The sequence below is a fragment of the Candidatus Acididesulfobacter guangdongensis genome, assembly GCA_004195045.1.
Lineage (GTDB): Bacteria > SZUA-79 > SZUA-79 > Acidulodesulfobacterales > Acidulodesulfobacteraceae > Acididesulfobacter > Acididesulfobacter guangdongensis.
This window is the reverse complement of sequence record SGBC01000004.1, coordinates 270,255-297,174: the sequence shown is the minus strand read 5'-3', so window position 1 is coordinate 297,174 and position 26,920 is coordinate 270,255. Positions and strand designations below refer to the sequence as shown.

20 protein-coding genes are annotated in these 26,920 nt (G+C 31.2%); 10 read left to right on the top strand and 10 right to left on the bottom strand.

Going from position 1 to position 26,920, the window contains the following annotated elements:
• Positions 1-88: 88 nt before the first annotated feature.
• From EVJ46_09900 to EVJ46_09870, 7 genes are all read right to left on the bottom strand, one after another.
• Positions 89-2,083 (bottom strand): hypothetical protein, encoded by a 1,995-nt coding sequence (locus EVJ46_09900; GenBank protein RZD15820.1) that lies wholly within the window; start codon positions 2,081-2,083, stop codon positions 89-91.
• Positions 2,084-2,254: 171 nt separating this feature from the next.
• Entirely contained in the window at positions 2,255-2,872 is a 618-nt protein-coding gene (locus EVJ46_09895; protein RZD15819.1) for a DedA family protein, read from the bottom strand.
• 80 nt (positions 2,873-2,952) lie between these two features.
• Positions 2,953-4,311, bottom strand: coding sequence for an adenosylmethionine--8-amino-7-oxononanoate transaminase (bioA, locus tag EVJ46_09890; protein ID RZD15818.1), 1,359 nt, complete (start codon positions 4,309-4,311; stop codon positions 2,953-2,955).
• A gap of 235 nt (positions 4,312-4,546) precedes the next feature.
• On the bottom strand, positions 4,547-5,752 hold the full coding sequence (locus EVJ46_09885) for a hypothetical protein (GenBank protein RZD15817.1): 1,206 nt from the start codon (positions 5,750-5,752) through the stop codon (positions 4,547-4,549).
• A gap of 105 nt (positions 5,753-5,857) precedes the next feature.
• Positions 5,858-7,678 (bottom strand): hypothetical protein, encoded by a 1,821-nt coding sequence (locus tag EVJ46_09880; protein ID RZD15816.1) that lies wholly within the window; start codon positions 7,676-7,678, stop codon positions 5,858-5,860.
• 20 nt (positions 7,679-7,698) lie between these two features.
• Entirely contained in the window at positions 7,699-7,911 is a 213-nt protein-coding gene (locus tag EVJ46_09875; GenBank protein RZD15829.1) for a Trm112 family protein, read from the bottom strand.
• Positions 7,912-8,124: 213 nt separating this feature from the next.
• Positions 8,125-9,690, bottom strand: a complete 1,566-nt coding sequence (locus tag EVJ46_09870) for a cysteine--tRNA ligase (GenBank protein ID RZD15815.1) — start codon at positions 9,688-9,690, stop codon at positions 8,125-8,127.
• 540 nt (positions 9,691-10,230) lie between these two features.
• Between EVJ46_09870 and EVJ46_09865 the strand changes: the two genes are divergently transcribed.
• The 5 genes from EVJ46_09865 to hemB all read left to right on the top strand — a co-directional run bounded on the left by EVJ46_09865 (position 10,231) and on the right by hemB (position 16,189).
• Positions 10,231-11,838 (top strand): hypothetical protein, encoded by a 1,608-nt coding sequence (locus EVJ46_09865; protein ID RZD15814.1) that lies wholly within the window; start codon positions 10,231-10,233, stop codon positions 11,836-11,838.
• A gap of 18 nt (positions 11,839-11,856) precedes the next feature.
• The gene (locus tag EVJ46_09860; protein RZD15813.1) at positions 11,857-13,221 is read left to right on the top strand and encodes a tetratricopeptide repeat protein; all 1,365 of its coding nucleotides are present in this window, start codon (positions 11,857-11,859) and stop codon (positions 13,219-13,221) included.
• Between the two features lie 77 nt (positions 13,222-13,298).
• On the top strand, positions 13,299-14,165 hold the full coding sequence (locus tag EVJ46_09855; protein ID RZD15812.1) for a hypothetical protein: 867 nt from the start codon (positions 13,299-13,301) through the stop codon (positions 14,163-14,165).
• Positions 14,162-15,049 carry a site-specific DNA-methyltransferase gene (locus EVJ46_09850; GenBank protein ID RZD15811.1) on the top strand — a complete coding sequence of 296 codons (888 nt, stop codon included), beginning with the start codon at positions 14,162-14,164 and terminating at the stop codon, positions 15,047-15,049. The genes EVJ46_09855 and EVJ46_09850 overlap by 4 nt, the downstream gene beginning before the upstream one ends.
• 153 nt (positions 15,050-15,202) lie before the next feature.
• Positions 15,203-16,189, top strand: a complete 987-nt coding sequence (gene hemB / locus EVJ46_09845; protein RZD15810.1) for a porphobilinogen synthase — start codon at positions 15,203-15,205, stop codon at positions 16,187-16,189.
• Between the two features lie 202 nt (positions 16,190-16,391).
• On the opposite strand, the gene EVJ46_09840 is transcribed toward hemB, so the two are convergent.
• Positions 16,392-17,807, bottom strand: coding sequence for an aldehyde dehydrogenase family protein (locus tag EVJ46_09840; protein ID RZD15828.1), 1,416 nt, complete (start codon positions 17,805-17,807; stop codon positions 16,392-16,394).
• Between the two features lie 686 nt (positions 17,808-18,493).
• Here EVJ46_09840 and EVJ46_09835 point away from each other — a divergent pair.
• Entirely contained in the window at positions 18,494-19,276 is a 783-nt protein-coding gene (locus EVJ46_09835) for a 7-cyano-7-deazaguanine synthase (protein ID RZD15809.1), read from the top strand.
• An 82-nt stretch (positions 19,277-19,358) separates the two neighbouring features.
• On the opposite strand, the gene EVJ46_09830 is transcribed toward EVJ46_09835, so the two are convergent.
• Positions 19,359-20,501 (bottom strand): sensor domain-containing diguanylate cyclase, encoded by a 1,143-nt coding sequence (locus EVJ46_09830; GenBank protein RZD15808.1) that lies wholly within the window; start codon positions 20,499-20,501, stop codon positions 19,359-19,361.
• Positions 20,502-21,277: 776 nt separating this feature from the next.
• Between EVJ46_09830 and EVJ46_09825 the strand changes: the two genes are divergently transcribed.
• A complete protein-coding gene (locus EVJ46_09825) occupies positions 21,278-22,906 on the top strand; it encodes a sensor domain-containing diguanylate cyclase (protein RZD15807.1) in 1,629 nt (542 codons plus the stop codon).
• 50 nt (positions 22,907-22,956) lie between these two features.
• Here EVJ46_09825 and EVJ46_09820 read toward each other — a convergent pair whose 3' ends face one another.
• The gene (locus EVJ46_09820) at positions 22,957-23,595 is read right to left on the bottom strand and encodes a phosphoribosyltransferase (protein RZD15806.1); all 639 of its coding nucleotides are present in this window, start codon (positions 23,593-23,595) and stop codon (positions 22,957-22,959) included.
• A 422-nt stretch (positions 23,596-24,017) separates the two neighbouring features.
• On the opposite strand from EVJ46_09820, the gene EVJ46_09815 reads away from it, so the two are divergent.
• From EVJ46_09815 to EVJ46_09805, 3 genes are all read left to right on the top strand, one after another.
• Positions 24,018-25,190 (top strand): HD domain-containing protein, encoded by a 1,173-nt coding sequence (locus EVJ46_09815; GenBank protein RZD15805.1) that lies wholly within the window; start codon positions 24,018-24,020, stop codon positions 25,188-25,190.
• A gap of 313 nt (positions 25,191-25,503) precedes the next feature.
• Positions 25,504-25,749 (top strand): hypothetical protein, encoded by a 246-nt coding sequence (locus EVJ46_09810; protein RZD15804.1) that lies wholly within the window; start codon positions 25,504-25,506, stop codon positions 25,747-25,749.
• A 67-nt stretch (positions 25,750-25,816) separates the two neighbouring features.
• A complete protein-coding gene (locus EVJ46_09805; GenBank protein ID RZD15803.1) occupies positions 25,817-26,890 on the top strand; it encodes a diguanylate cyclase in 1,074 nt (357 codons plus the stop codon).
• Positions 26,891-26,920: the final 30 nt, after the last annotated feature.

The window sequence follows — 26,920 nt, the reverse complement described above, 5'->3', positions numbered from 1 at the left end:
TTCGGCATATATTTATATTAAACCCGAAAAAAGCTGACTCCGACTTCAGCGTAAATTTTTTAGTTGCAATAACTTTTGTAGAGTTTCATTATCTTTTGCAGAGTATCAATAACTTTTGGAACTTACAACTGCCGTGCAGACCGCCGCTGTATTGACTTCCGCTGTCATTTACACCGTCATATTTGCCGAAAGATAAATCTATACCGTCTATGCCGTTTTTAAAATTTCTGCCGGAAACAGTATTGAATTTTTCCGTATGCATTACATATTTATGTCCCATTTTTTCAGAATACCGTTTGGCAGTATCAATACCGGCATTACCCATTATAATATGAGTTCCGATATTTGAATCTATAAGCGAAATATCCCCGTATTTATTTTTTAGAAAAGAAATATCCTGCAAACTTATGCAGACTCCAGTACCTGTTTTTCTTAAATTTGCAAGTTCTATATCAAAATTGTTTATATTTAAGACCGGAAACTCATCTAAATATATAAAAATATCTTTATATATAAAATCGTCATAATTACTTTCTGCTTTTTCGCCTAAGTCTATCTCTGCTTTAATACTTGCTTTTTCGCCTGAGTTGACATCAGCTTTAATATTAGCTTTCTCGCATGGTTCATTGTCTGCCTTATTACCGTTTGAAGCAGAATTATTCTTTAAAATTTCTCTCCGGTTTTCATATATTTCTTTAATTACCATATCGGTAATAATTGAAATTAGTCTTGAGCCGCCTGAATTAATTTTTTCCTTAGGAACTGAAACAATCAGCAGCGTATCATTATTTTTATTAAACAAATCTTTTATAGTTAAAAAATTACCGTCTGACAGAATTTTCTCTGTCGTTTTAAAAGCATTTTCTACATTTGCGTTTTTTATAAAATCAAGTCCGTTCAAAATATCTGTAATAATTTTTGCCCGTTCATAAGAAGGTATTTCGAAAAAATTATTAAAGATTTCTTTTATTTTTTTGCTGTTATTTCCGTTATAAGATTTTATTTCTTTTTCTATAAAACTGAATCCTTTTTCAAAAAATTTTTTTGCCGTAATCAAATTAAAATATTTAATGTCGTATTTGCATTTAAGATATAAAAGGCAGCCATAAAGAATATCGGCGCTTCTTTTAGAATAATATTTGTGCGCCTGAATATCTCCTCCTTTTAGTTCGTTGTTATCGGCATAAAAAATCATGGAAGAAAGTTCATAAAGTTTGTCATCGCTTGCCGGCATAATATTTTCTTTTCTATTTTCATTGTTATAAAAATCATTTTTATCGCCGCACCTTTCTATAAGCGGATTAAAATGTACGGAGCCGTCATTATACGGATCGAAATGTACTATTTTTTTGCTATTGGCAAACCAGCTGTCCTTCACTGCGTTGTATAAATACGGTCCGTCTATATCTATTGCGTAAACGCATGTATTCTTAAAGCAGGCATCTTTTCTTATGGATGGTATTATATATTTTGAAGTTTTGCCGCCGCCTGTGGGCGATACTATCATAATATGTTCAAATCTTTTTTTTCTGTCTATTCCTATAATTAATCTATTTTTATTTTTATCATTGTCATTGCTGTAATTATTATTATCGTGAAAATAATTATTATAATCGCTATAGCTATTGTAATAATTATTAAGATCCATGATGCCTAATCTGAAATAATTAATATTCTCATCAGTATGGATATAGCCGCTTTTTTTATCGGCAGAAATCTGCTCAGACGAAATATTGCTTATGTATTTATTCTTGTTTATTTTGTATTTATTCTTGTTTTTATATATAAGAAAAACTAATAGCAGCAGGATAACGATAAAGTCTTTAAATATGAAAAAAGGGAAATTTATAGCGTTAATACGTTGAAACGGCATAAGCAGCAAAATTAAAACAAAAGTTAAAAAAGCGTACAGCAATAAATTTCTGAAACCGAATCTTTTTAACCTGTTTTTGGCTTTATCGCCGCTATATGATTCGTAGGATTCATAGGGCTCGCAATAAAAATTTTGGATTATTTCTTCGGCGGCGGCAAATCTTCCGGTTGCGGCAGTATGGATATTAGTGTTATCGCCTGCGTTATTCATTGTTATTTAACTATATACAATAAATATATATAAATATACACAATATACACAATATATGCATTATATATAATAAATATATATAATGCAAAAATATAATTGATTAACTATTTATCCCATAGTCGAAGCAATGTACTTGTCCCTGCATAGCCGATATTTTCAGTCAAGTTATTTTTACCTGTCAAAAGCTCTCTTTACATGTATATAAATATAAACCGCAAACAGAATAAACACTGCAATAACTGCAGCCAGTCCCAATTTATGAAAATAAGGCATAATTAAATTTATATTTTGTCCCAGTTTTAAACCGAGATAAACAACAATGGTATTGTAGATAGCAGAACCGATAATTATAAAAACGGCGAATTTTTTATAACTCATAAGAGTAGTCCCCGGCGGAAAACCTATATATGTTTTTATTACTGGAAGCATTATTCCTATCAGCACGGCAAAACTTCCGTATTTCAAAAACCATTCTTGCGCTCTGTCAATATCCTTTTTGCTTATAAGCAGATATTTTCCGTATTTTTCTAAAAAAAGCCTCCCGCCCTTTGCGCCGATAAGATAGAGCAGCGAAGAACCTATTAACGTTCCGGCAGTGGCGGCAATGATTATTAAATAGAAATTAAATTTCCCTTCACCTGAAAGGAAACCGGCAGTGCCAAGCACAATTTCCGAAGAGATAGGCAGAGCGCAGCTCTCTAAAATCATTAAAAATATGATGCCCGCATACCCGAATGAAATTGCTATGGCTATAAGGGATGAAAAAAATTTTAATATGGCTGAATTCACATTAACGGTTTTTTATTTATATTTAATCGTGATAAGTTACTGAATTATCAAGCTATTAAGTTATTAAGCGCCTAAATTATTTATTGCTCCTGCGTGACCGATTTAATAGAATCGTAAACAACGCCTAAAAGTTCGTCTATTTCGTTTTTTTCTATTACAAGAGGCGGCAAGACAACGATGATGTCGCCCAGCGGTCTTATTATAACGCCTCTTTCTCTTGCTTTTAATATGACTTTATGACCTATTTTATCTTTTTGGGGATAAGGCTCTTTAGACTTTTTATCAGAAACAAGCTCTATGCCTGCCATAAGACCTATTGTTCTAACTTCTCCGACGTGCTCAAGTCCGCAAAATTCTTTAAGTTTTTTTGAAAAATATTCAACTTTCGGAGCATTTGCATTAATTATATTATTTTTTTTAAATAATTCCAAAGATTTTATTGCCGAAGCCGAGGCAAGCTGATTGCCTGTATATGTATGCCCATGGAAGAAAGTTTTATTATCTTCAAAATTTGCAATAAACCCTTCATAAATTTCTTTCGAAAAAAGTGTCGCCGCGAGAGGAAGATATCCTCCTGTTATGCCTTTTGCAATGCACATTGCATCCGGATTAATATCTTCATGTTCGCACGCGAACATTTTTCCAGTCCTGCCGAAACCTGTAGCAACTTCATCTACGATAAGCAGCACTTCATTATCTCTGCACGCTTTTTCAATTTTTTTCATATATCCAGCAGGCATAGTTATCATGCCGGCTGCGCCCTGCACCATCGGCTCTATTATAACTGCAGCGCTCTGGTCTGCATAATATCCTATTATTTTTTCTGCTTCTTTAGCGCAATAAAGTTCGCATGCAGGATGTTTTAAATTAAACGGACATCTATAACAATAAGGATATGTTATTCTTAATGTTTCAAAAAGAAGAGGTTTGTAAATAGAATGAAAAAGCTCCATGCCGCCGACGGAAACGCTGCCTATGGTGTCGCCGTGATATGCCGATGTCGCCGCGATAAATTTCTTCTTGTTTTTATATTTCGCCCCTTTCTGTCTAAAATATTGAAACGCAACCTTGATTGCAATTTCAACCGATGTCGAACCTGAATCCGAATAAAAAACTTTTTTCAGATTAGCCGGCGCTATTTCAATTAGTTTTTGAGCCAGAATAGCGGACGGAACACTCGCCAGACCAAGCAAAGTGCTGTGAGATATTTTATCTGCCTGTTCTTTTATAGCGTCGTTTAATTCTTTATTATTATGACCGTGTATATTTACCCACAGCGATGAAACGCCGTCTATATACTTATTGCCGCGAATATCGTAAAGATATATGCCGTCGCCTTTTTCTATAACGATGTTATCGTCTTTTTCCCAGTCAAGCATCTGGGTAAAAGGATGCCATACAAATTCTTTGTCAATTTTTTCGATGTCGGTTAAAGGCATATGCGTATTTTAATAAGTGGAAAAGGCGTCAGATTAATTTTTTTGCAAATATTTTCTTTGTTAATTGAACTACTTCATATGCAAAAAAATAAAATCTGACACCTTTTCCTTTAATCTTGCAATAGAAAGTTATTTTTGCTTAACCGAGCAAAGAAATGTATAAATATTTTCTATTGCAGGATTAAGATATAATTTTAATAATATATAAATAAATCAAATAATATATAATATATACTTATTCGCCAAAAATTTCAACATTATTAGAATAAAGATAGGTAATCTTTTTATATCCGTGTATTATAATATTGATTTCAACCCTATAAAAATTTGATTCTCCTTGTTGTCCTTGTTTATTAAGTTTTTTACCGTTGTCAATATCTTCAATAATATATTTATAATCGAGCGTTTTATTTTTTACGCTGTGCAATTTCTTTCCGTTTTTATACAATATGATTTCATAATTAGTCTTTTTATGATTTATATTTATTCCTGAATAAAAATTTATATACCGTATTTTATTTTTTATTTTTTTTAGATTTATAATATCTCCGCTTGTAAAATATTCTTCTTTTTTATTATCTTCTGCAACTCCTGCTTCAAAATAAAAACCCTCTGGCTTTCCGAATAAATCAAAGGAAAAGTAGCACGAACCTTTTTTTATAGCTTTTACTATTAAATTTTTGTCCGCTTTTATATCAATATCATTATTTCTGCCTGAAAATTTTCTGTCAAGCAGAAGATGGGTTCTTGCAACGCTAAAAAGTTCTTCGTATTTTGGAAAATGTATTCTGATGTTTTTGCTCAGTTTGACATTTGAATGTGCATCTATAGAAGCTATGCCGGTTATCATTTTATTATGTTTTTGAACGCTGTCCCAAAATTTTAATGTTTTTTTAGGTTTGTGCGCAAGAAAATGCAGGGAATAAAAACTATTAATTTTATAGGTGATTAAAACTAATAAGATATATAACGGATTCATTCCTCTCCACTGCGAATCCAGATTTATTATTTCAATTCCGGCATAGCCTTTAACGGAAAAATTTTTCCACGGGGTCCACCAGTTATACGGATGACAGATAATGCCGACGCCGTTTTGTTTTTTTATATCCGCGAGCACGTCTCTGTAATTGCCTCTTTTAATTTCGTCTTTAATTCCGAGCGCAAGAAAATGACCAAATTCGGTATTAATTTCTTCTCCGGCAAAATAAAATAAGTTTTCATAATACCCTTCAATGCCGTCATATTTCGGCTTTAACGTGTTATGGTCAGAAGAAATCAAAAAATCCGCCTTAAGTCTTTTTGCTATTTTAATCAGATTTTCAATCTTGCCGGAACCGTCGGAATACGTTGAATGGAAATGTATAATACCGTTTAAGTCGTAAAAATTTTTATGTCCCTTATAAGTGTTTATCTCCGAAAAATAGATTTTGATTTTAAACAATTTTACTTTTACATAAATCAACAGTAATAAAATAATAACGGCAAGAATAATCAGTCGTGAACCTAATATTAGAAAAGGTAAATGCAAATTGAAATACATTTTATTTTATTTATATTTATTTATAAATTCATTGTTTATAAAACAATTTAAATTTTTTGCTGTTTGTTCTTTCTGTTTCTTAAATATATTGTAAGATTTTTTGCCCATATCTTTCCATTTTGTTTCATTTTCTATAAATTTAATAAAGTCATTTAAAAAAAAATCCTTTTTGATTACTGCAATAGCATCGTCTTTTAGGTAGGCATCGGCTATATTTTTAAAATTATCTATATACTGACCTGTAATTACCGCTTTGGAATATAATATCGGCTCTAGAATGTTGTGTCCGCCGCTTTCTTCCTTAAATAAACTTTTTCCGACATATATTATATCTGATTTCTTATAAATTTCATCTAATTTCCCGTAATCGTCTATAATTAATATATCGGCGTCTCTATATTTATCAGGTTTATCAAGTTTATCTGGTTTATCGGCGTCTTCAGAGTTATTTATATTTTTAGCGCTATTTACAAAATTTTTTTTAACGAAAATATTTACGTCCGCATTATCTTTTGTGTATAACAGCGCCTTAAAATTATTCTTTCCGGCTGCTTTCTTTATAAGAGGAACTGTTTTAGTATTTCTCGGAGCGAAGATAAATTTGAGCTCAATATTTTTTTTTAAAAAATGTTCTTTAACGCTCCGTAATATTCCTGTCAGAAAAACAATTTCCTTTTTATGAACCGATATAAACGAGATAATTATAATATCGGTATGTTGGGCTTTATCTCTATTTTTATCTGTATCTCTCTGTATATTTTCTTTAAATTCCTTAACTTCCTTAACTTCCTTAATTTCTTTAATCTTATTGATTTCCTTAACTTCCATAACTTCTTTGATTTCCTTGACTTCTTTTACATTTTTGCAGTCGTTTTCATTGCAATAATTATTGAATGATGAAGCAATTTTCAACGGTAAATCAGAAATTTTTACTATATTAATTTTTTCTTTCGGCGATAGAGCTTTCTCAAAATTTTTACCGTTATTAGCACCGGCACAGCTGCGAAAATCATTGTCGGGACTTTGTTCTTCAGCATAAGTTAATTTATCTGTTAATTTATCCGTTAATTTTAGAGAGCCGAAATATTCCTGAAGATTTTTTTTATCTTCGTCGTCAGTTATATTTACATATATACTATTTAAAATTTTATCATCTAATGATTTGTAATTTTTTAAAAATTTTTCTTTTTTAAAATCTAAATCTAATAAATAAATTTTAACATTATTGTTGTTATTATATAAAATTTCTGCGTACTTACTATTTACGCTATGTTCTATTGAAATAAAATAATCCGGCTTAATTGAAACCGCATAAGAGTCAAAAAAATAATTGAATAAATTAGCGGGATGAAAAAAAAATATAATATCTTTGCGGTAACTATCATTGTAATTGCTGCCGTTATAATTGCTGCCGTTATAATTGCTGCCGTTATAATTGCTGCGGCTGCGACAGCTAAAATTTTCCAATATCTTATATGCGGAAGCTGTTTTAATACTTATGAAAAAGACAGGCGCTGCCGGCATTGCTGCGGAAGTAGAGGTTTGCGTTTTTATCAAATCGCATAAATAAAGCGCTATTTTGACCTCTCCTATAGATTCGGCATAAAACCAGAACTTCTTGAAATTAATTTTACTATTGCAGCTATCATCTTTATTTTTATTGCTGCAATCAATATTAGAACTATTTTTATTAACGACAGATACAGCCAATCTCCTGCTGCCCGACGCCGCAATATCAGAATTTACCATTGCAAGACGTCTTTTTATATTGCCGTCTAAAGCAAATAGCTGTTTAAATTTAAGAGATAAATAATTATCTGTTCCCATTTAATTTTATACGATATTTTTTAATCAATACCGTCTATTGTTTTTGCTTCGTCAACCAGCAAAACAGGTATGTCGTCTTCAATAGGATAATACACGCCGCAGTTTCTGCATATCAGTATAGAAGATTCATAAGGATTGCCTTCAGCCGTCGTCTTATTTATTACCGACATTTCAAGTTTCCCTTTACATTTAGGGCATACCAAAAATTCGTCAATCATTTCCTTGATATTCATCTTATTTCTTTCGCGCTCTAAACTCATAAAAATCTATAAAATTAATAATAAAATAATTATAACCTCAGAATTATAAATTTAAAGCTGAACGCCTCCAAAGTTAAAAATTAGCTTGTTAAATTTAATTTTATTACAATATTGCGTTAAACCTAATTTTTAAATTTTTTATACAATCATATTATTTATAAATAAGTTCAGATTTGATATTAATTTTTAATTATTTATTTCTAATTTATTTTCGATTTTATATTTTGTTTCAAAACCTGTATCTTCCAATACTATTTTTTTATCAAGAAGCATTTTGCGTATTTCGTCTGCAGATTTATAATCTTTATTTTTTCTGAACTCATTTCTCTTGTCAATATAACTTTTAATTTCATCGTCTGATAATTCTGTATTTTCAAAATTTTTTAAATATTTTTCTAAAAATATCTGAGGGTCTTTTTTTAATATTCCCAAAATATTCTGTATAATTTTTATAAAATCATAAAATTTATCTAAAAATTCCAATTCATAATCGTTAATAAACCCTTTAGATAGTGAATTATTTATAATTTGGTTTGTTTTTCTGATTAGATTAAATAAAACGGACAATGCGCTGGCGGTATTAAAATCGTCATTCATAGCGCTGTAAAAACCGTTTAAATAATCCTCTATTTCTATATTTTCAGTTTCGTTGCTATTATTAGAATCATTTAGAATGTTATTGCCATTTATACTGTCGCCGTCATTTTTAACAATCTCAATAATTTTATCGGCAATTTTACTTTTAATAGAGATATATAAACTGACAGCCTCGTAAAGCCTTATCAGGGATTGTTTTGCGCTTTCAAGTCCGCCCTGTGAAAAATCTATAAAAGACCTGTAGTGCGTAAACATAAAAAATATTCTTATAACTTCAGGTTCGTAATCTTTAAGTAAGTCCCTGATAGTTATATAATTTTTTAAGGATTTTGACATTTTTTCGTTGTTAATATTAACAAATCCGTTATGGATCCAGTAATTAACAAATTTTTTTCCGGTGAAACTTTCACTCTGGGCTATTTCGTTTTCATGATGCGGAAATATCAAATCTGACCCGCCGCCATGTATGTCAATCTGCTCTCCGAGAAATTTCATGCTCATCGCAGAGCATTCAATGTGCCAGCCAGGTCTTCCCTGACCCCATGGACTTTCCCAGAGCGGCTCATTCGGTTTTGATTTTTTCCACAGCGCAAAATCAAGCGGATTTTCTTTTTCATCGTTTAAAGGAATTCTTGCGCCTGAAAGCAATTCATCTATATTTTTATGAGAAAGTTTGCCGTACTCTTTAAATGAATCGACCTTAAAAAAAACATCATTATTTTTTTCGTATGCAACACCTTTATCTATTAAAGATTTAATAAATAAAAGCATATCCGCTATCGTTTCAGTAGCTTTAGGCTCAAAAGAAGGATGCTCGACAGACAGCGAATCCATATCATTGTGAAATTCATCAATAAAGCGTTCGGAAATAATATTAAAAGCAACACCTTCTTCATTAGCTTTTTTAATTATTTTATCATCGATATCGGTAAAATTTCTGACATATACGGTATCAAATCCTAAATGCTTTAAATAACGGTAAATAATATCAAACGTGATATATGCCCTTGCGTGCCCTATATGCGAAAAATCATATGCGGTAATGCCGCAAACATACATCAGCACTTTATTTTTATTGAGCGGTTTAAATAATTCTTTAGAACCGCTCATTGTATTGAAAATAAATAGACTATTCTTAATTTTTTTTAAATCCATGTTAATGGTATCCGGATAATTTGAAAATTTATTAATTTAATAATTTATTATTTAATAATTTAATTTTGATAATGATAATTATGATTATGATTATGATAAATAAAGATTGTAGATAGTCGTAAACATAAATATTTAATAACTCCTCATACGCAATTCGCGGCGCTTGTATCTAAAATATATTATCAGTTTATAAGTAAAATTTATAGCTTTATTTTTAATATATATCATCAAATTTTTACATTAATTTAATTCAATTTTAACAAAACATTCATAATAATGAAATATATTTTTGTTAAATTTATTATATACGCTATAAACAATAAATAATTTAACGCCGGATAGCTATTTTTATTTTATTATATCGGCAGCACACAGAGCGGCGATAGAGACGGCGCCTTCTCGGATTGGCAGCTTATATCGATAGCATAAACTTATAACACGCATTTATAACATAAACTTCAATATCAACTTATAGCAGATACATTTATACGCAGTTACGTATAACATAAACTTATAACGTCAACTTAAAAGGATTGCAAAATGGAACTGAACGTTAAAGTATTAGAAAAAGCAGACAATTTAAAAAATAATTTAAATATTAAAAATTTGCATGATAATAAAAACAATAAGATAAAAAAAAATTTAAATATATCTGAAAAAGATATCGGCGAATTATCAGAAAAAATAACCAGATTTGAAAATTTAACAGATAAAATAAATGCTATTAAATCCTTTAATGATGAAAAGTTAAGAAGTTCTAAAATAATGGAAGCGGAAAGCGAAATTAAAAATTTATGCAATTCTGGTTTTATAATAAAAAATAATAATGATTTTCTAATAAAAACTTATGGCATAATAGACGAAAAAACCTTAGGCAGTATAAAAAACATGACATATTCAACTTCAGTTTCCGAAAATCCCATAGTAGAAATTCAGGGAGTAAAATTTCATGAGATGACGAAATACGGCAGGGATATAGCGGTAAAAAATATCTTAATTTCACAGGATAAATTCAAAGAAATTAATATTAAAAAAAATACAGGGAACTACAGTCTGAATAACGAATTTAAATTATCCGACTTTACTCTGAAAAATTATTTTGAATTAAAAGAAAACGGTCTTAATATAAATATTAAAAAAACTGCGCCCGGAACTATAACGATAGTTTCAAAAACGGACAGCGAAAGAAACATAACAAAAACGGCAATAAATGAAAATAATAGTTTATTTAAAAAAGAGCACTTTAACGATGTCAAAAACCTTAACATAGATAATTTGCAATTGCCGGACATCCATAGCCATACAATTATCAATACGGTAACGTATGAATTGCTCGAAAAACCAAGCGTATATATATGGAAAAATAAATCAGACAACATTGAAAATATCATTTCTAAAACTATTCCTGAATCAAGCAAACCGCTGCTCGGAGCGCTTAACTATTACAAGAATTATCTTGACGGGTTCAAAAATATAAAAATTTCCATTGACAATAAAAAAATAATGGAATTAGAATCCCATTTTAACTGGGACAAAGTAAGAGAATATATTAAAAAAAGAGACTATGAATATGCAAAATCAATTTATTCTCAGGTAAATATTTCCGGCAATCAACATATGAATACGAGTTTAGATATAAACATAAATAAAAAACAGACTCCAGTACAGATTCATCACATAAACCAGCTGCAAGACGGCGGTGCAGACAATATTGCAAACTATGTGGCGCTTAGCGAAGATAATCATAAGCAAATTGACTCATGCGATGTTTTTATAGACAAAAATTTATCTCATTACAAAGAGTATAATTTCGAAAAAAATATAGAATCAAATAACGCCGACTTTAAGCAAAATATTACAAACGAAAATGAAATGAAAAATTTGCTTAGTACTATCGGCGAACTTTCTACATCCGAAAAGATTTTACTGAATGAAATTAAGACAACGGTAGAATCCAACTCTTCCTGCAGATTAACAATGGCAATAAATAATGAAAGCGCATTAAAGCTAAAATTCACTGATTATAAAACCGATGAAGATCTAAGAATATATTCATTAAAAAATTTATCTGAAAAAGAAAAACTCATCGCATTTGCAGGTTTAAACAATTTTATAAAGGAATTAACAACCTACAATAAAATTATATAATATTACCGGAGAAAACGAATGAATTATTATTATGAATTAAATAAATTAGCAAGATTTTATGAAGGCATTCAGGCATTTCAGAAAAATGCCGAACAATTTTTATCCAAAAGTAATAGTTTTAATAATTACGATAACTATAATGGGCTCAATGACTGCGGCAATAATACAAATAATGACTCAAATATAGATTTGAGATTAAATTTATTAAAATCATACTATATAAACGGAAACTTTACGGCAATAAAAGCGCATATAGATAATTTCGAAAAAACCTGTAATATTAAAGAGTTCGTTAAAAAATTTAAATTAAGCGCTCCAATATCAAGCAGAATAAATATTAATAATGCCTGCAATACTTTCTTAAAAAAAATAATGACTGAATATTATAATGTCATTATAATCGGCAATGAATATCTTAGCGCTTATGATAAATCTGCAATAACGAAACAAATTCTTATATATCTGGAGATATTTAATACTATCAACTCGCTAAAAGATATAATAAATACAACAGTAAATGAAAAAGAAATTAATAATAATGATATAAAAAATATAGAAACAGATGAAAAGGAAATTGATAATAATGATCTAATAACTATAACAACAAATGGAAATGAAATTAATGGTGACGATACTACAAATATAAAAATAATAATAGATAGAAAAGAAATTAATAATAATGATAAAATAGAATATAAATACTGCAATGAACCGCATGAACCAGATTATTCAACTTATACTTATACATATAACTACAATTATACGCCGCTTTTTTTCGATTTATGCAAATATTTATATGAATTTAAAGAATATGAAAAACTTACTTTCTTTTACAATATGATGAATTTCAGTAAAAAAATATATAACGATTTTAAAAATTCTTATGCTGAAGAAATGTACAGTACTGCCTTTGAAAATTATAGTGCCGGCTCAACATCCGAAACTTTCGAAGAGTTTGATAAAATCCATTATAAAATCAATGGGGATTTTGATAAAATAAAGATAGAAGAAAGCAACGCAGCATATAATAATATTAATTCAAAATTCTTTGATATTTTAAATATGTGGGAATCAAGAACCAAAAATTATTATACTAAAGATGAAATTTGCTTTAGCTCTGCTATGTTTATAACAAACGAATATATACCGGTACTCTCTGAACTATATAATGACATAGGAAATGGAAATATATATACTGATGATAATATTACCGGCGTGATTAAAGCCAATTATTCTAACGCTCTTAAATTATTCAAAAAAGCCATTGCGCTTAATAGCTATAATCCCGACTATTATTTTAACTACGCAGAATGTCTTAAAAAATCCGGCAGATCAAAAGACGCCGAAATTTTTTTCAAAAAAGCCTTTGAATCTGCTTTATAGTTTTTTTAAAAATATAAATGAAAATAATGTTATAATATCGTAAAATTTATTAATAAAATAATATAAGGTTGTACGTAATGGCGCTTTGGAACAACGAAACCGAAATTAAATTCTTTATAGAAGCTCTTAAAAATTTTGCCTCGCCGGAAAAGCTTTTTTATAACTTACAAAGCGGTTATTATGCTTATATTCCAAAGGGTTATGACGCAGAAGGACAGACTTTGCAGAGCAGAAATTCACTCATTGGACAATTTACCGAAAAATGGTGCAAAACGCTTTTTGAACCAATCGCTAAAGAATTAGGGCTTTTTGCAGTCAACGGCGTAATTTGCGAGGAACTCAGTCTTACCAGAAAATCAAGCGCAGACCTTGCATTTTGCACGACTAATGATGTTATTCAACAACCGGATAATATAAAATTAATCTTTGAAATTAAAATGAGCATAGTTTCTAATTACAAGTTTACTGCGCCAGACAAAATAGAATTTATAGGAGATTATAAACAGCACAAAGGCAACCCTGCTTTGCTTCGTTCGGACTCCATGTTAAAAGCAATCGGGAAATCGATTAACATCAGAGTGTCGGGGCTTGCTTCAACGAAAATTCCTATTGTTATTTTAGGTAATAGTCCGATCACGGAAAGTTATATCAAAAAAGTAGACTTCTTAAAAACTTCAGGGGTCATTCAAGGTTTTTGGTCGCTTAATCCTAAACCGACGAGAAGCGATTTTATTAAAATTACCCCTGAAAAAGGTTTTCAAACAATTGAAGCAACAGATATGATTTTTCAATCATCCAAAAAACTTATAGAAAGCGATATAAACTATTTTTCATCAATGATTTCTAAAATCGATCTTGGGAAAATTATTTCAATTGCAAATATGGAAATAACCGACACTGCAAAAGCGGACAAATTCTTAACTTTAATTCGGAACATAAAATGAAAAAATCAAAAGGAACAGAAACAAGTGCTTTCGGAACTAAAGGAAGAATTAATCATGATAGTTCAATGTTTTATAATTCAAAATTATATTCAGCTATTGAAATTAAAGAAGTAATAGACAAGACTGAGAAAAAGCTACCCGATGAACTATTAAATAAATTCATTCTCGGTTCTGCCGAAAATATGAAAGAATTGCCGGACAATTCCGTGCATTTAATGATAACTTCGCCCCCTTATAATGTTTCAAAAGAATATGATAATGACCTTTCACTGCAAGAATATTTACACTTGCTTGAAAATTCATTTAGAGAAACTTATAGAGTTTTAGTGAATGGCGGTCGTGCTTGTATTAATATTGCAAATCTCGGTCGCAAACCTTATATTCCACTTTCCGATTACATTTCAACAATGATGATTGACATCGGTTTTAATATGCGTGGAGAAATAATTTGGAATAAGGCGGCGAGTGCAAGTCCATCAACAGCTTGGGGAAGCTGGTTAAGTTCAACAAACCCTATTCTTCGGGATATTCACGAATATATTTTAGTTTTTTCAAAAGGGGATTATAACAGAATCGGAAAAGGAAAGCAAAATACAATTGTCAAAGAACAATTTATGGAATGGACAAAATCAATTTGGACAATGAAAGCCGAAAGCGCAAGAAGAATAGGACACCCTGCACCATTTCCGGAAGAACTGCCTTTTCGTTTGATTCAATTATACTCATTTAAAGACGATATTATTCTCGACCCGTTTATGGGAAGCGGGACAACAGCGGCAGCAGCATTAAAAGCGGAAAGAAAATTTATAGGCTATGATATAAACCAGGAGTATATCAACCTTGCCGAAAGAAGAATTTCGCTTTTATATAATCTTTTTACATGAGGTCAAATGAGTTAGCAAAAACAAATTTTTTATAACCATACATTTTAAAAATAAAAATATAATTTGCAACATTGAAAGTAATAAAAAAACATTATATAATACAATAAATATAATTAAAAAGTGTTTTGTAATATCAAACAGGGGATTACAAATATGAATTCTGGTTTTCCTTATATAAGACCGAGAAGATTAAGAACCTCACAAAATTTATTAAAATTAGTAAGCGAAAATTCGCTTGATCCGTCAAAATTTATCATGCCTTATTTTGTTATGCACGGCGCAGGCAAAAAAGAACCGATAAATACGATGCCCGGACAATTTAGATATACGATAGACGAACTTCTGAAAGAACTTAAAAACGTAAAAAATTTAAAAATTGGCGGCATACTTATTTTCGGCGTTCCTGAACATAAAGATGAAATAGGTTCGGAAAGCTATTCCGATAACGGTATAGTTCAGCAAACTTTAAGAGCCGTAAAAGAAATTTATCCTGATTTAATCGTTATAACGGATGTCTGTCTATGCGATTATACATCCCATGGTCATTGCGGTATAGTTGACGCCCAAGGTTATGTTAAAAACGATGAAACACTCGAATATCTTGCTAAAATCAGCGTATCATACGCAAAAGCCGGTGCCGATATAATAGCTCCTTCCGATATGATGGACGGCAGGGTTAAAAAAATCAGAGAGGCTTTAGATGACGAACAGCTTATAAATATTCCTATAATGTCTTATTCTTCAAAGTATGCTTCAAGTTTTTACGAACCTTTCAGAGATGCAGCGGATTGTACGCCAAAATTCGGCAACAGAAAAGCATATCAGATGAATCCCGCAAATTCAGACGAAGCAGTTCTCGAAACAGAATTGGATATTGATGAAGGCGCCGATATTATAATGGTAAAACCGGCATTAAGCTATCTTGATATAATATACAGAATAAAACAGACTTTCAAAAGACCGTTGGCAGCTTATAATGTGTCCGGAGAATATTCAATGATAAAAGCTGCCGCACGGGCAGGATATTTAGACGAAGAAAGAGCGGCTATTGAAATGCTGACATCTATAAAACGTGCCGGAGCAGATATAATCATAACATACTATGCTTTATATGCGGCGGATATTCTTGCAAGAATGTAAAAACATTACCAAATATCGTGAACAATAAACTACCGGCAGCGGCTAACAAACTAACAAACATAAGAGCTTGTTTAAAACATGAGCTATGCTAAATAGCCGATAAACTAACAGGCCGTCAAACACGTAAAGGTTTGTGACATGAGGACATGACTACGCCTGATAGACAGCTGCCAAACCAACAGACTGTAAGAGAAGTTAAACTCTATGAAAAACTTATAAATTTTAATTCCGTCATCTCTTCCGCGGCGTATTTTACACCCTCTCTTCCAAAACCGGATTCTTTGACGCCGCCATATGGCTGATGGTCGGCTCTCGTAGTGGGAATATCGTTAATCAGCACGCCTCCGGCATCGATATGTTTTATGCAGTACATCGCATTTTGCATATTATTTGTATAAACGCCTGCCTGAAGACCATATATTGAGTCATTGACATAATCAACGGCTTCTTTTATGTCCTCAAAAGAGACGATGCTTACAATAGGCGCAAAAACTTCAAGGCACGATATTTTCATCTTTTGGTGAACATTAGAAAAGATAGTGGGTTCTAAAACGCTGCCTGTAAAACTGCCGCCTGTTTCTATTTTTGCTCCGTCGGCAACCGCTTCTTTTATCCAAGAATCAACCCGCTCTTTTGATTCATCGCTGATTATCGGTCCTATATCGGTATCTTTATCTGACGGATCGCCTACTTTAAGTTTTTTTGTTTCTTCGACAAAATGTTTTATAAAAGATTGCTCTACATCTTTATGAACATATATTCTTTGCAGCGATATGCATACCTGACCGGAATTATAAAAAGAACCGATAACGGATTTTTTAGCAGCTTCGGCTATATCTGCATCTTTGTCTATAATTAAAGCAGAATTGCTTCCGAGTTCCATAGTATATTTTTTCAATCCGCCTTTTGCCATAATTTCTCTGCCTGCTTTAGGACTTCCGGTAAAGCTTATCATTCTTATTTTGTCGTTTGAAGTAATTGCCTCGCCTGTATCTCTATCGCCGTATAGAAGGCATATCGCTTTTTCCGGCAAACCTGATTCCAGCAGTGCCTGAACTAAATAATACGCAACAACAGAACCATTCACGGAAGGTTTAAACACTATAGCGTTGCCGGCTGCAATAGCAGGAGCTATCTTGTGTGCCGGAAGATTTATCGGAAAATTAAAAGGCGTGATAGCCGCTATAACTCCGACTGGAACACGCATATAAAAAGCTATTTTGTTTTCATATCCTTTGATGGCATCCATAGGAACGGTTTCGCCGTGAAGCCGCTTTGCCTCTTCTGCCGCAAACTTAAAAACATTTGCAACCCTGTTGACTTCTACTAATGAATATTTATGCGCTTTTCCAACTTCTACCGTTATAAAATGCGCAATTTCTTTTGAATTTTTTTCTAAATTAAGTGCGGTTCTTTCAAGGATATCCGCTCTTTCAAATGCGTGAAGATTTTTTATCTGCTCAAAACCCTTTTCTACGGAATCAATAGCAAATTTTATATCATTCTTGTCAGGTTTGCTCAAGTATGCTTCTATTTCGCCGCTAAAAGGGTTAACGTCTTCATAGAAGTCGTCTTTGTCAATCCACTTGCCGTTAATAAATAATGGGTATTTTTTTATCATAATGGTTTTTAATTATTTTTAATTGGCCTACGCTAGATTTTATATTATTATAATGCTTGATGTTTTCATTATATAATTTTGCGGAAAATTAATCAAATAAAAAAAACGCTGCAATTAAATTTAATCAAAAGGGGGATAATGATAAAATTTAAATTTGCGCAGCGTTTTCTAACAAGGGGATATTTTATAAAATATTACTATAAATGATTATAGCATATAAAGATAATTAGTAAAGAGTTTTTTTTATTAATTAATAAAAATTATTGTTTTAATACATTGGAAATAGAAAAATATTTTTAACCTAACTTCATCACTTTATTATTTATAATTATAGCCCATTAATATTATTACACTTTATTTTTTTATTTTGTAATCTCCATAGACATTTTTATTGCCCATAAATATAGCAATAGAGGATTAGAATTTATTACAGATAAAACCGGTAAGATTGATAAATTAGAATATGTTAACTGGGATAGCGATGAGGATGATTGGGAGTTTGTGACAAAATTACCGGCAGACACTGCTGAACGAGTATGCAGCACGCAAAGTTTATATTTGATTATAAATATAAATAAAAAAATAGGTGTCTGTTTCTCATTAAAAATATGATATAATTGTGCTAAGTCAATAAACAAAAATAAATAAAAAAATTCAATTTTAATGCGCCGACTATATAATCTATGAATAATTCAAAAAAAGCCGTTATCTTATTTAGCGGCGGTCTGGATTCATCAACAGTTTTAAAAATTGCATTGGACGAAGGCTATGAAGTTATCCCTGTTTCTTTTTTTTATAATCAGCGGCACAAAACTGAAATAGACCATGCCAAGAAAATAGCAGAATATTTTAATATTAAAAACCACATTATAATAAACTTGGATTTCAGCAGTATTAAAGGCTCAGCCTTAGTGGATTTTGATATCAGCGTTCCAAAAAATCAAATTAAAATTGCTGCGGCGTCAGACCCTCTTTATACAACCGATAATTCAGAAAGCTCTGAACTTGCTGCGCAGAAAGACAATACACCAAAAGCACAAAAAAACAATATACCGATAACTTATGTTCCTGCAAGAAATACAATATTTCTTTCATATGCTATAGCTGTCGGCGAAGTCAACAATGCCGGAGATATTTTCATCGGTGTAAACTGGATCGACTATAGCGGTTATCCTGATTGCAGACCCGAATACATACAAAGTTTTGAAAAAATGGCAAATATTGCAACAAAGGCTTCAGTTACCGGGCAATTAAAATTTAAAATTCATACACCGCTTATAAATATGGGCAAAAAAGATATAATAAAAAAGGCTCACGACATAAACGTACCTTTGGAAATGACCCACAGCTGCTATGACCCGATTGGCGGTCTTGCCTGCGGTGTTTGCGATTCGTGCATATTGCGCAAGAACGGATTTATAGAAGCCGGCATTGAAGACCCTACTATATATGCTAAATTATTTTAATTTATTTATTATTTATTATTAAAGATACAGACCTTGCAGCTGCTCTGTTTTTTAGCTCTATACATTGCGCTGTCCGCTTCATTTATGAGCTCCTCGCTCTTTTTCCCGTTTTTTTATATTCGCTTATACCTACAGATAAATTAATTTTTTTATCTGCGCCAACATTTTCCGCAACGATATTGTTATCTGCGCAAATATCGGGATTAACGCTGTAAGTCTGCAATTTTTCATTTAATCCGCTATTAAAAAAGTTCATTATCCTGTTTGCAACTATTGTAGAACGCATCGCATTAGTATTAGGCAAAATTGCGACAAACTCATCGCCCCCGTACCTGCATACTGTATCAATCTTTTTTCTGACAGAATTATTTAAAGCATAAGCCGTAAATCTTATTATCTCATCTCCAACTTTATGACCGTATGTATCGTTAAAAATTTTGAAATTATCTATATCAATAAACATTAAAGCCAGGTCGTAACCATATCTTGCGCACCTTGTCATTTCTTTTTCAAGTTCGTCGTAAAAATATCTTGAATTATATAAACCTGATAAACTGTCTGTTTTTGCAAGTATGTTCAATTTTTGTTCAAATCTTATTTCTTTTGTTATATCTCTGAAAAGATAGACAATGCCTTTTGTTTCTCCGCTGCTGTCATATATAGGAATCCGGTCGTTTTCAAAATAATGATCCTGATTGTCTATTTCATATATATTGGTTACCTTATATCCTGAAGCAAGGTCTTTAATTTCGGTCGGAACTGTTAAGTTATCGGAAAACAAATATTTAAAATATTGAATTTCTTTGATATTTTTATTAAGACAGCTATTTAAATTGATATTAAAATTAATCATAAAATAACTGTTGCAGAATATTACTTTATTTTCTTTATTGGTAATCACCACTGCTTCTTCCATGGAATTTAATATATCGGAAATTGCGATATCATCAACGCCGTTAATTATATTATCTTTGATAAATGCAGGACTGTTTAGCGACTGGATACGGTTAGAACCGCTAATTGCACTGTCATTTTTGTTGTTTGCGCCATTATTTTTATAGCCTATCTTATTATTATCGTCACTATGGATATCTGAACTGCCGTCATACGCATCGACGGTTAAAATATTATTACGCACGGAATTTGCTTCTAAATTATTTGGTTCTAAACTGCAATCCGCCGAATCTATTAAATTTATAAACTCTCCGCCGTCCGCTGCCTGCATAATCAGCTCTCCTTAAATTAAGTGAACTACTCCCGCTTAAGAAGCCGGAGTTTTCTTGCTTGGTTTTTGATAAATAAACAAGGTATTTTAAATTATGATGTTATATATATAATTTCTATTTAGAATTAAACTTATTTATTTATATTATTTACAATTTTTGATTTTATAAAATTGTATTCTATATGTCAATAAAAAATAATTAAAAAAATAGTTGATTTTTTTTAAAAAATAATGTAATATCTTGACACCTGAAATGAAAAAGGTTAATTTAAACTGTTAATTTATTGATATTATTAAAATTGCAACATCACGAATAAATATCATAAATAGAATATGTAATATTATTTTATGTATAATTATATATAATTAATACATTATAAGTAATTTGTTTTACAGATTATGCGGCGTGCTTTTATAAAATATTTTTACAATATAGTTTGCAATACGTTAGATATCAGGGAAATAATGAATAAAAATAAAATGATGAATACCCCCCCCCCCCGAAGCTTTATATTTAATAATTTTATCTTTAATAATTTCATCCCCTATAATATATAATTATATTAATAGCCATGTATAATTATAAATATCGATAGGTTACTATGCGCCTGCTAACAGGATTTTTGCTTATAGTCGTATTATACTTATTGTAAGCCGGCCGCGGTGATTTGCTTTATTAACAGAAATTTTTCATTTCATAATTATTATTTATTATATTTATTATGATTTATAACTCTTTAATCAATATTATTGACTAATTTTAAAACTAAATATTTATGAATATAGAAAATAACAAAAACATTTTTGAATCTATTTTTCAGGATAGCTCCGCAGTGATGATTTTAATCAAAGAAGATGGAAAAATTATCGATGTAAACGATGCCGCGGTAAAATTTTACGGATATTCCAAAGAAGAATTTAAAACGATGTATAATTATGATTTTAACACCGCTCCAAAGGATGAGCTGATAAAATATACCAGACAGGCGCATAATAGAGAAAGAAACTATTTTGAATTTATTCATAAATTAAAAAACGGCGAACTTAAAAATGTAGAAGTGAACGCTTCTACGATAAATGTCGGCGGCAAAAATTATATTATTTCAATAATCCATGATATAACAGAAAAAAAGCGGGCTGAAGAAAAACTCAGAGAATCTGAAACACTTTTTAAATCGCTTTCCATAAATCTCACATCCGGGTTAATATTATACAATAGAAAAGAAATCATATTTGCAAATCCGAGGGCGCATGAAACATTCGGCTACAGCAAAGGGGAACTCCTCGGACTAAATCCGTTTAATCTGATAAACAAAAAAGACCAGAACGAAATACACGCCGGATTTGACGAAGACATTAGAACAGCCGGTGCTACAAGCAGATATATATTGGAAGGATTGAAAAAAGACGGAAGTTCCATATGGCTGCTGTGGCAGACTGCCACTATAAAATTAAAAGAACAGAATACCAGACTTGCAACATTTTGCGATATAACCGAAATGGTTAATATGAGAAATCAGATTGAAAGCGATAAAGAACTGTTTAAAACGCTTATTGAAAATATGCCCCTGCCTGTCGGTATATATAAAGACAAACTGCTGTTCGTGAATCCCGCCGCCGAAAAATTATTCGGCTATGACAAAGAAGAGTTTTATAATAAATACGTCTGGGAATTCTTTGACGAAAACGATAAAAAATTTAATAAAATCAAAAAAAGTTTCGGTAAAATAAAAAACAAAGAAAGATTTATTTCAAAATATATCGTAAGATGCAAGAAAAAAGACGGGAGCATTATATATGCTAATTTTTTTGAAATGTCTATCGTGTATAACGGCGAAATTGCGGGATTTGGAGTTATACACGATATAACGGACGAAGTCTTGGAGAAAAGACTGATATCCGAAGAAAAAGAAGCCTATAAAGAATTGTCGGAAATAGACGAACTTACAAAAATAGGCAACAGACGGGCTTTTGATAAAAAACTTGAAGAACTTCTTAACGCGGCTGACAGGTACGGAAGAGCGCTTTCTCTTATTATGTTCGACATAGACAGATTTAAAGACGTCAACGACGGCTTCGGTCATGAAATAGGCGATTATATTTTAAAAGAAATAACAAAACTTATTAAACGCAGTTTAAGAAATACGGACTATTTCTTCAGATACGGCGGGGAAGAATTTATGATAATCTCGCCGGAAACGCCTCTTTCTACGGCAAAAGAGCTTGCAGAAAGATTAAGGCTAAAAATAGAAGAACATGATTTTAATATAGAAACTTCCTTAACCTGCAGTTTCGGAATTACGGAAGCAGTGAAAGGCGATACCAACGCAAGTATTATATTCAGAGTTGACGGCGCCTTATATAACGCTAAAAATACCGGAAGAAATAAAGTGAGCTGGGAATAAAATAACAGATGCCGGAATTAAATATCTAACTGTATAAAGAAAAAATAAATTTAATTTACTTTATCTAAAAAGCTAATCACTTCTTCATCCGATGTTTGGCTAAAATCATTATAAAATGCTCCGACTGCATAAAAATTTTCAGGAACCGATAAAACAATAACTTCATCAACTTCTCTTTTTAGTTCAGCTATTGTTTCAATAGGAGCAACCGGAACGGCAACAATAATTTTCTTTGGATTTTCTGATTTTAAAGATTTTATTACCGCTTTAATAGATGCGCCCGTCGCAATACCGTCATCAACAACAATTGCAATTTTACCGGCAATATCTATTCTGTCTCTCCCGCTTCTATAAATCTTTTCACGTTTTCTAATTTCCGAAAGCTTAATTTTAATAATTTCGTCGATATAATCTTTTGTGATATTAAGATGTCCGATAATTTCATTATTAAGAAATATTTGAGGATTTTTTCCGTCAACTATAGCGCCTATTGCAAGTTCTTCTTGCGCCGGAGCTCCTATTTTTTTAACTAAAGCAACGTCTAAATAAGCGCACAGCGCATGTGCAATTTCAAAAGCTACGGGAATGCCTCCTCTGGCAAGTCCGATAACAACGGGTTTATCATTTTTATATTGCAATAATTGCTTTGCCAGCAATTTTCCGGCTTCCGCCCTATCTTTAAACATAATTAAATACCTATTATTATAAAAATTTAATTTAAATTGTAATTAGTATAGTAATTGCAATTATATCATATTTTATGATTAATGAAGACTGTATAATTAGTTTATTTAGCAATATATGTAGTATAATATATAATATATAATGCAAAATAGTATTACATTAAAAATGAACCGGAATAGTTTAGTCAATACAGGACTTATAACAGCTATAGGAGAATTTAATCCGGCTGCATTGCTGACATATCGGCTATAACTATTTATTTATTTTATTTATTATAATAAAATATTTATAATAATATAGATTAATAAGATAAATAGCATTAAATTATTAAAAAAATAGATAAAATACGTAATAAATATAAGCATGAAAATCGTATTGCTGATAAAAATTTAACCAAAATAATTTACTTAAAATATAGGAGATAGATATGCAGCTTCTAAAAACAATTGAAAACGCAAACTTAAAACCGAATATTGAGAAAAAAATTATAGATATATTCTCCACAAAATCCATAGATTTTGAACACAGATTTTTAGAACTTACCGAAGACGATTTAGAAAATCTTTCAAAAATAAATTCATTGATTATTGAAAATATGGATTTCCTTATGGATAAATTTTACGACCATCTGCTTGAATTTAAAGAAACGAAAGATATTATGCTTGAAAAGCCAGGACTCGCGGAACACTTAAGAAAAGTGCATACGTCGTATTTTAAAGAGCTTTTTTCCTTAAATTACGATGATAATTATCTTGCTCTCAGATTTAACACGGGGCTTACCCATTTAAACGTTAATATACCGTTCAATGTTTTTATGGGAAGCTATTCTTATTTCTTATCTTTAGTTATTTATTTTATAAAAGACGAACTCCCGAAACGCGGCTTTTCGCATAAAGAAATTCTGAATATCGTCAACTCCATACAAAAAATTATAAATCTGGATATTACTTTAGTTATAAGAGCTTACTACAGTAAAGAAATGAGCGAAAAAGAAAAACTGAGCGACGATTTTATTAAAAGGCTGTCGCGCATAGCGGAATTCCGCGACGAAGATACGGGATCTCATATCGAAAGAATGTCTTATTACTGTATGACAATTGCGAGACATTTAGGATTTGACTACGATTTTCAGATGGATATTTTAGAAGCTTCGCCTATGCACGATATAGGTAAAATATCTATCCCGGATTATGTATTGCTAAAGCCTGCAAAATTAACCGACGACGAATTTGAAATAATGAAAACGCATACAATAAAAGGATATGAGATACTTAGCGGTTCGGATTCTAAAATTATGAAATTCGGAGCGGAGATAGCTTTGTCCCACCACGAAAGATATGACGGATACGGATATCCGAACAGACTTAAGGGAGAAGATATTCCGATTTCCGGCAGGATTTGCATTATAAGCGATGTATTCGACGCCCTGACAAATAAAAGAATTTATAAACCGGCGTATTCCGTGGAAGAAAGTATAAATATCATGAAAAACGAAATGGGCGTGGGAAAATATTTTGACCCTGCTGTGTTTGACGCGTTCACAAAAGGATTTGACGATATCATGACTATTAAAAATCATTACAAGGGTTCAATACGTTAATTTTATTCTTTTAAGCTATTATATACTATATACTGAAGTATTAACAATATATTGCATTAAAACATTAAAATAAAATTTTGCTTGCATAATTTTTTTAAAAAAATAATAATGTATAATATTAAATAAGAATATGTACGATATTATTAAATTTAATAAAATTAAATAATAAAAAGAATACAAAAACTGCCATGGTAAAATATAATATTAATATCACCCCCCCCCCCCCCCCCCCCGCATACGGGGGATAAAAGTACTCAGGATAGCGGCTGCGGATATTTATAGGAATCGGCTGACGGAAGCGTTCGCATTATTTATGCCGTTAATATTTTCAATAGACGCTGTTTTCTCAAAATTTTTTAATTTTAATAAATTAATTCCCTGCAGCAGTTTAATAAAACAGTCTTATTCAAATACCGGCGCAGACGCAATAATTTATAAATCTTTCCATGTAAATTTATTTTCACTATCAATACTTGAGATATTATATAAGTATGAAGCGCCGTATAAATTAAAGATCAAACGTATAAATTATTGCGCAAATCTAATTTGTCTGCCTTAAAACATCGGCAGACAAAAAAACGCGCTGATTTTATGTTTCCCGCTATGCTTAGGAGGTAATAATAATTATGAACGGAATAATGCGTAATTTAAAAAACGTACTGGAAAAAGAAAATTTAAATAAAAACTCGTTTGACGAAATTTATTTTCTTATTTCTAAAAATAATATAGAATTCAGTTTGGAATTTTCCGATATTGACGGAAAAGACATTGAAAATATTTCAACAGTCAAAGATTTAATGATTAAAAATTCTTATCCGATAGCCGATAAATTTTATAATCACCTCCTTAAATTTGAAGTTATTAAAAAAATTATACTTAAAGAACCGCCTTTATTATCTAAACTGAAGCAATCGCTTTCGCAATACATCAAAGAATTTTTTTCTCTCAATTACGACGAGGACTATTTTTTTAGCAGGCTTCAGATTGGCTTTGCGCATTTTAATAACGGAATATCTTTAGATATTTATATAAAATCCTACGCCTATCTTTTATCGTTATTTATGGAGATTATAAAAAAGGAAATGCCGGAACTGCAAATAGACGACGATACCCTGCTAGACGTGATAGATTCCATTCAAAAGATTATGACAATAGACGTCACGCTGGCTGTAGCGGCATACAACGAAAAAGCTATGAACGAAAGAATAATTTTGGAAAAATTAGCCACCACTGATAATCTGACAAAAGCGTTTAACAGAAATAAATACGACGAAATAATAAATCGTGAATACACCGCCGCATTCAGATACGACTATCCCGTTTCTTTAACTATAATAGACATAGATTATTTAAAAAATATAAACGATACTTACGGGCACAGCGCTGGAGACATAGTATTAAAAGAATCGTCCGCTCTTATAAAAAATAATATAAGGGCTTCAGATTATCTAATAAGATGGGGAGGAGACGAATTCTTGGTAATAGCTCCGCATACTTCAAAAATAAATGCCGAAAGAATGTCGGAAAAAATAAGGAGAGCTATTGAATCCCATAAATTTATCCACAATATAAATTTAACCGTAAGCATAGGACTTACTCAGGCGTTAGAAAGAGAAACCCCCGAAGACACGGTAAAAAGAGCCGACGAAGCATTGTATAAATCAAAATTATTAGGAAGAAACAAAGTAAGCGCCGTATAAACCGCAAATGCGGCTTATTTATGCCTATAA

What these genes read in the sequence shown, in the direction of transcription:
- EVJ46_09900 (RZD15820.1), bottom strand. Translation starts at nt 2,083, where the DNA reads ATGAATAACGCAGGCGATAACACTAATATCCATACTGCCGCAACCGGA.
- bioA (RZD15818.1), bottom strand. Translation starts at nt 4,311, where the DNA reads ATGCCTTTAACCGACATCGAAAAAATTGACAAAGAATTTGTATGGCAT.
- EVJ46_09880 (RZD15816.1), bottom strand. Translation starts at nt 7,678, where the DNA reads ATGGGAACAGATAATTATTTATCTCTTAAATTTAAACAGCTATTTGCT.
- EVJ46_09875 (RZD15829.1), bottom strand. Translation starts at nt 7,911, where the DNA reads ATGAATATCAAGGAAATGATTGACGAATTTTTGGTATGCCCTAAATGT.
- EVJ46_09870 (RZD15815.1), bottom strand. Translation starts at nt 9,690, where the DNA reads ATGGATTTAAAAAAAATTAAGAATAGTCTATTTATTTTCAATACAATG.
- EVJ46_09865 (RZD15814.1), top strand. Translation starts at nt 10,231, where the DNA reads ATGGAACTGAACGTTAAAGTATTAGAAAAAGCAGACAATTTAAAAAAT.
- EVJ46_09860 (RZD15813.1), top strand. Translation starts at nt 11,857, where the DNA reads ATGAATTATTATTATGAATTAAATAAATTAGCAAGATTTTATGAAGGC.
- EVJ46_09855 (RZD15812.1), top strand. Translation starts at nt 13,299, where the DNA reads ATGGCGCTTTGGAACAACGAAACCGAAATTAAATTCTTTATAGAAGCT.
- EVJ46_09850 (RZD15811.1), top strand. Translation starts at nt 14,162, where the DNA reads ATGAAAAAATCAAAAGGAACAGAAACAAGTGCTTTCGGAACTAAAGGA.
- hemB (RZD15810.1), top strand. Translation starts at nt 15,203, where the DNA reads ATGAATTCTGGTTTTCCTTATATAAGACCGAGAAGATTAAGAACCTCA.
- EVJ46_09835 (RZD15809.1), top strand. Translation starts at nt 18,494, where the DNA reads ATGAATAATTCAAAAAAAGCCGTTATCTTATTTAGCGGCGGTCTGGAT.
- EVJ46_09830 (RZD15808.1), bottom strand. Translation starts at nt 20,501, where the DNA reads ATGCAGGCAGCGGACGGCGGAGAGTTTATAAATTTAATAGATTCGGCG.
- EVJ46_09825 (RZD15807.1), top strand. Translation starts at nt 21,278, where the DNA reads ATGAATATAGAAAATAACAAAAACATTTTTGAATCTATTTTTCAGGAT.
- EVJ46_09815 (RZD15805.1), top strand. Translation starts at nt 24,018, where the DNA reads ATGCAGCTTCTAAAAACAATTGAAAACGCAAACTTAAAACCGAATATT.
- EVJ46_09810 (RZD15804.1), top strand. Translation starts at nt 25,504, where the DNA reads ATGCCGTTAATATTTTCAATAGACGCTGTTTTCTCAAAATTTTTTAAT.
- EVJ46_09805 (RZD15803.1), top strand. Translation starts at nt 25,817, where the DNA reads ATGAACGGAATAATGCGTAATTTAAAAAACGTACTGGAAAAAGAAAAT.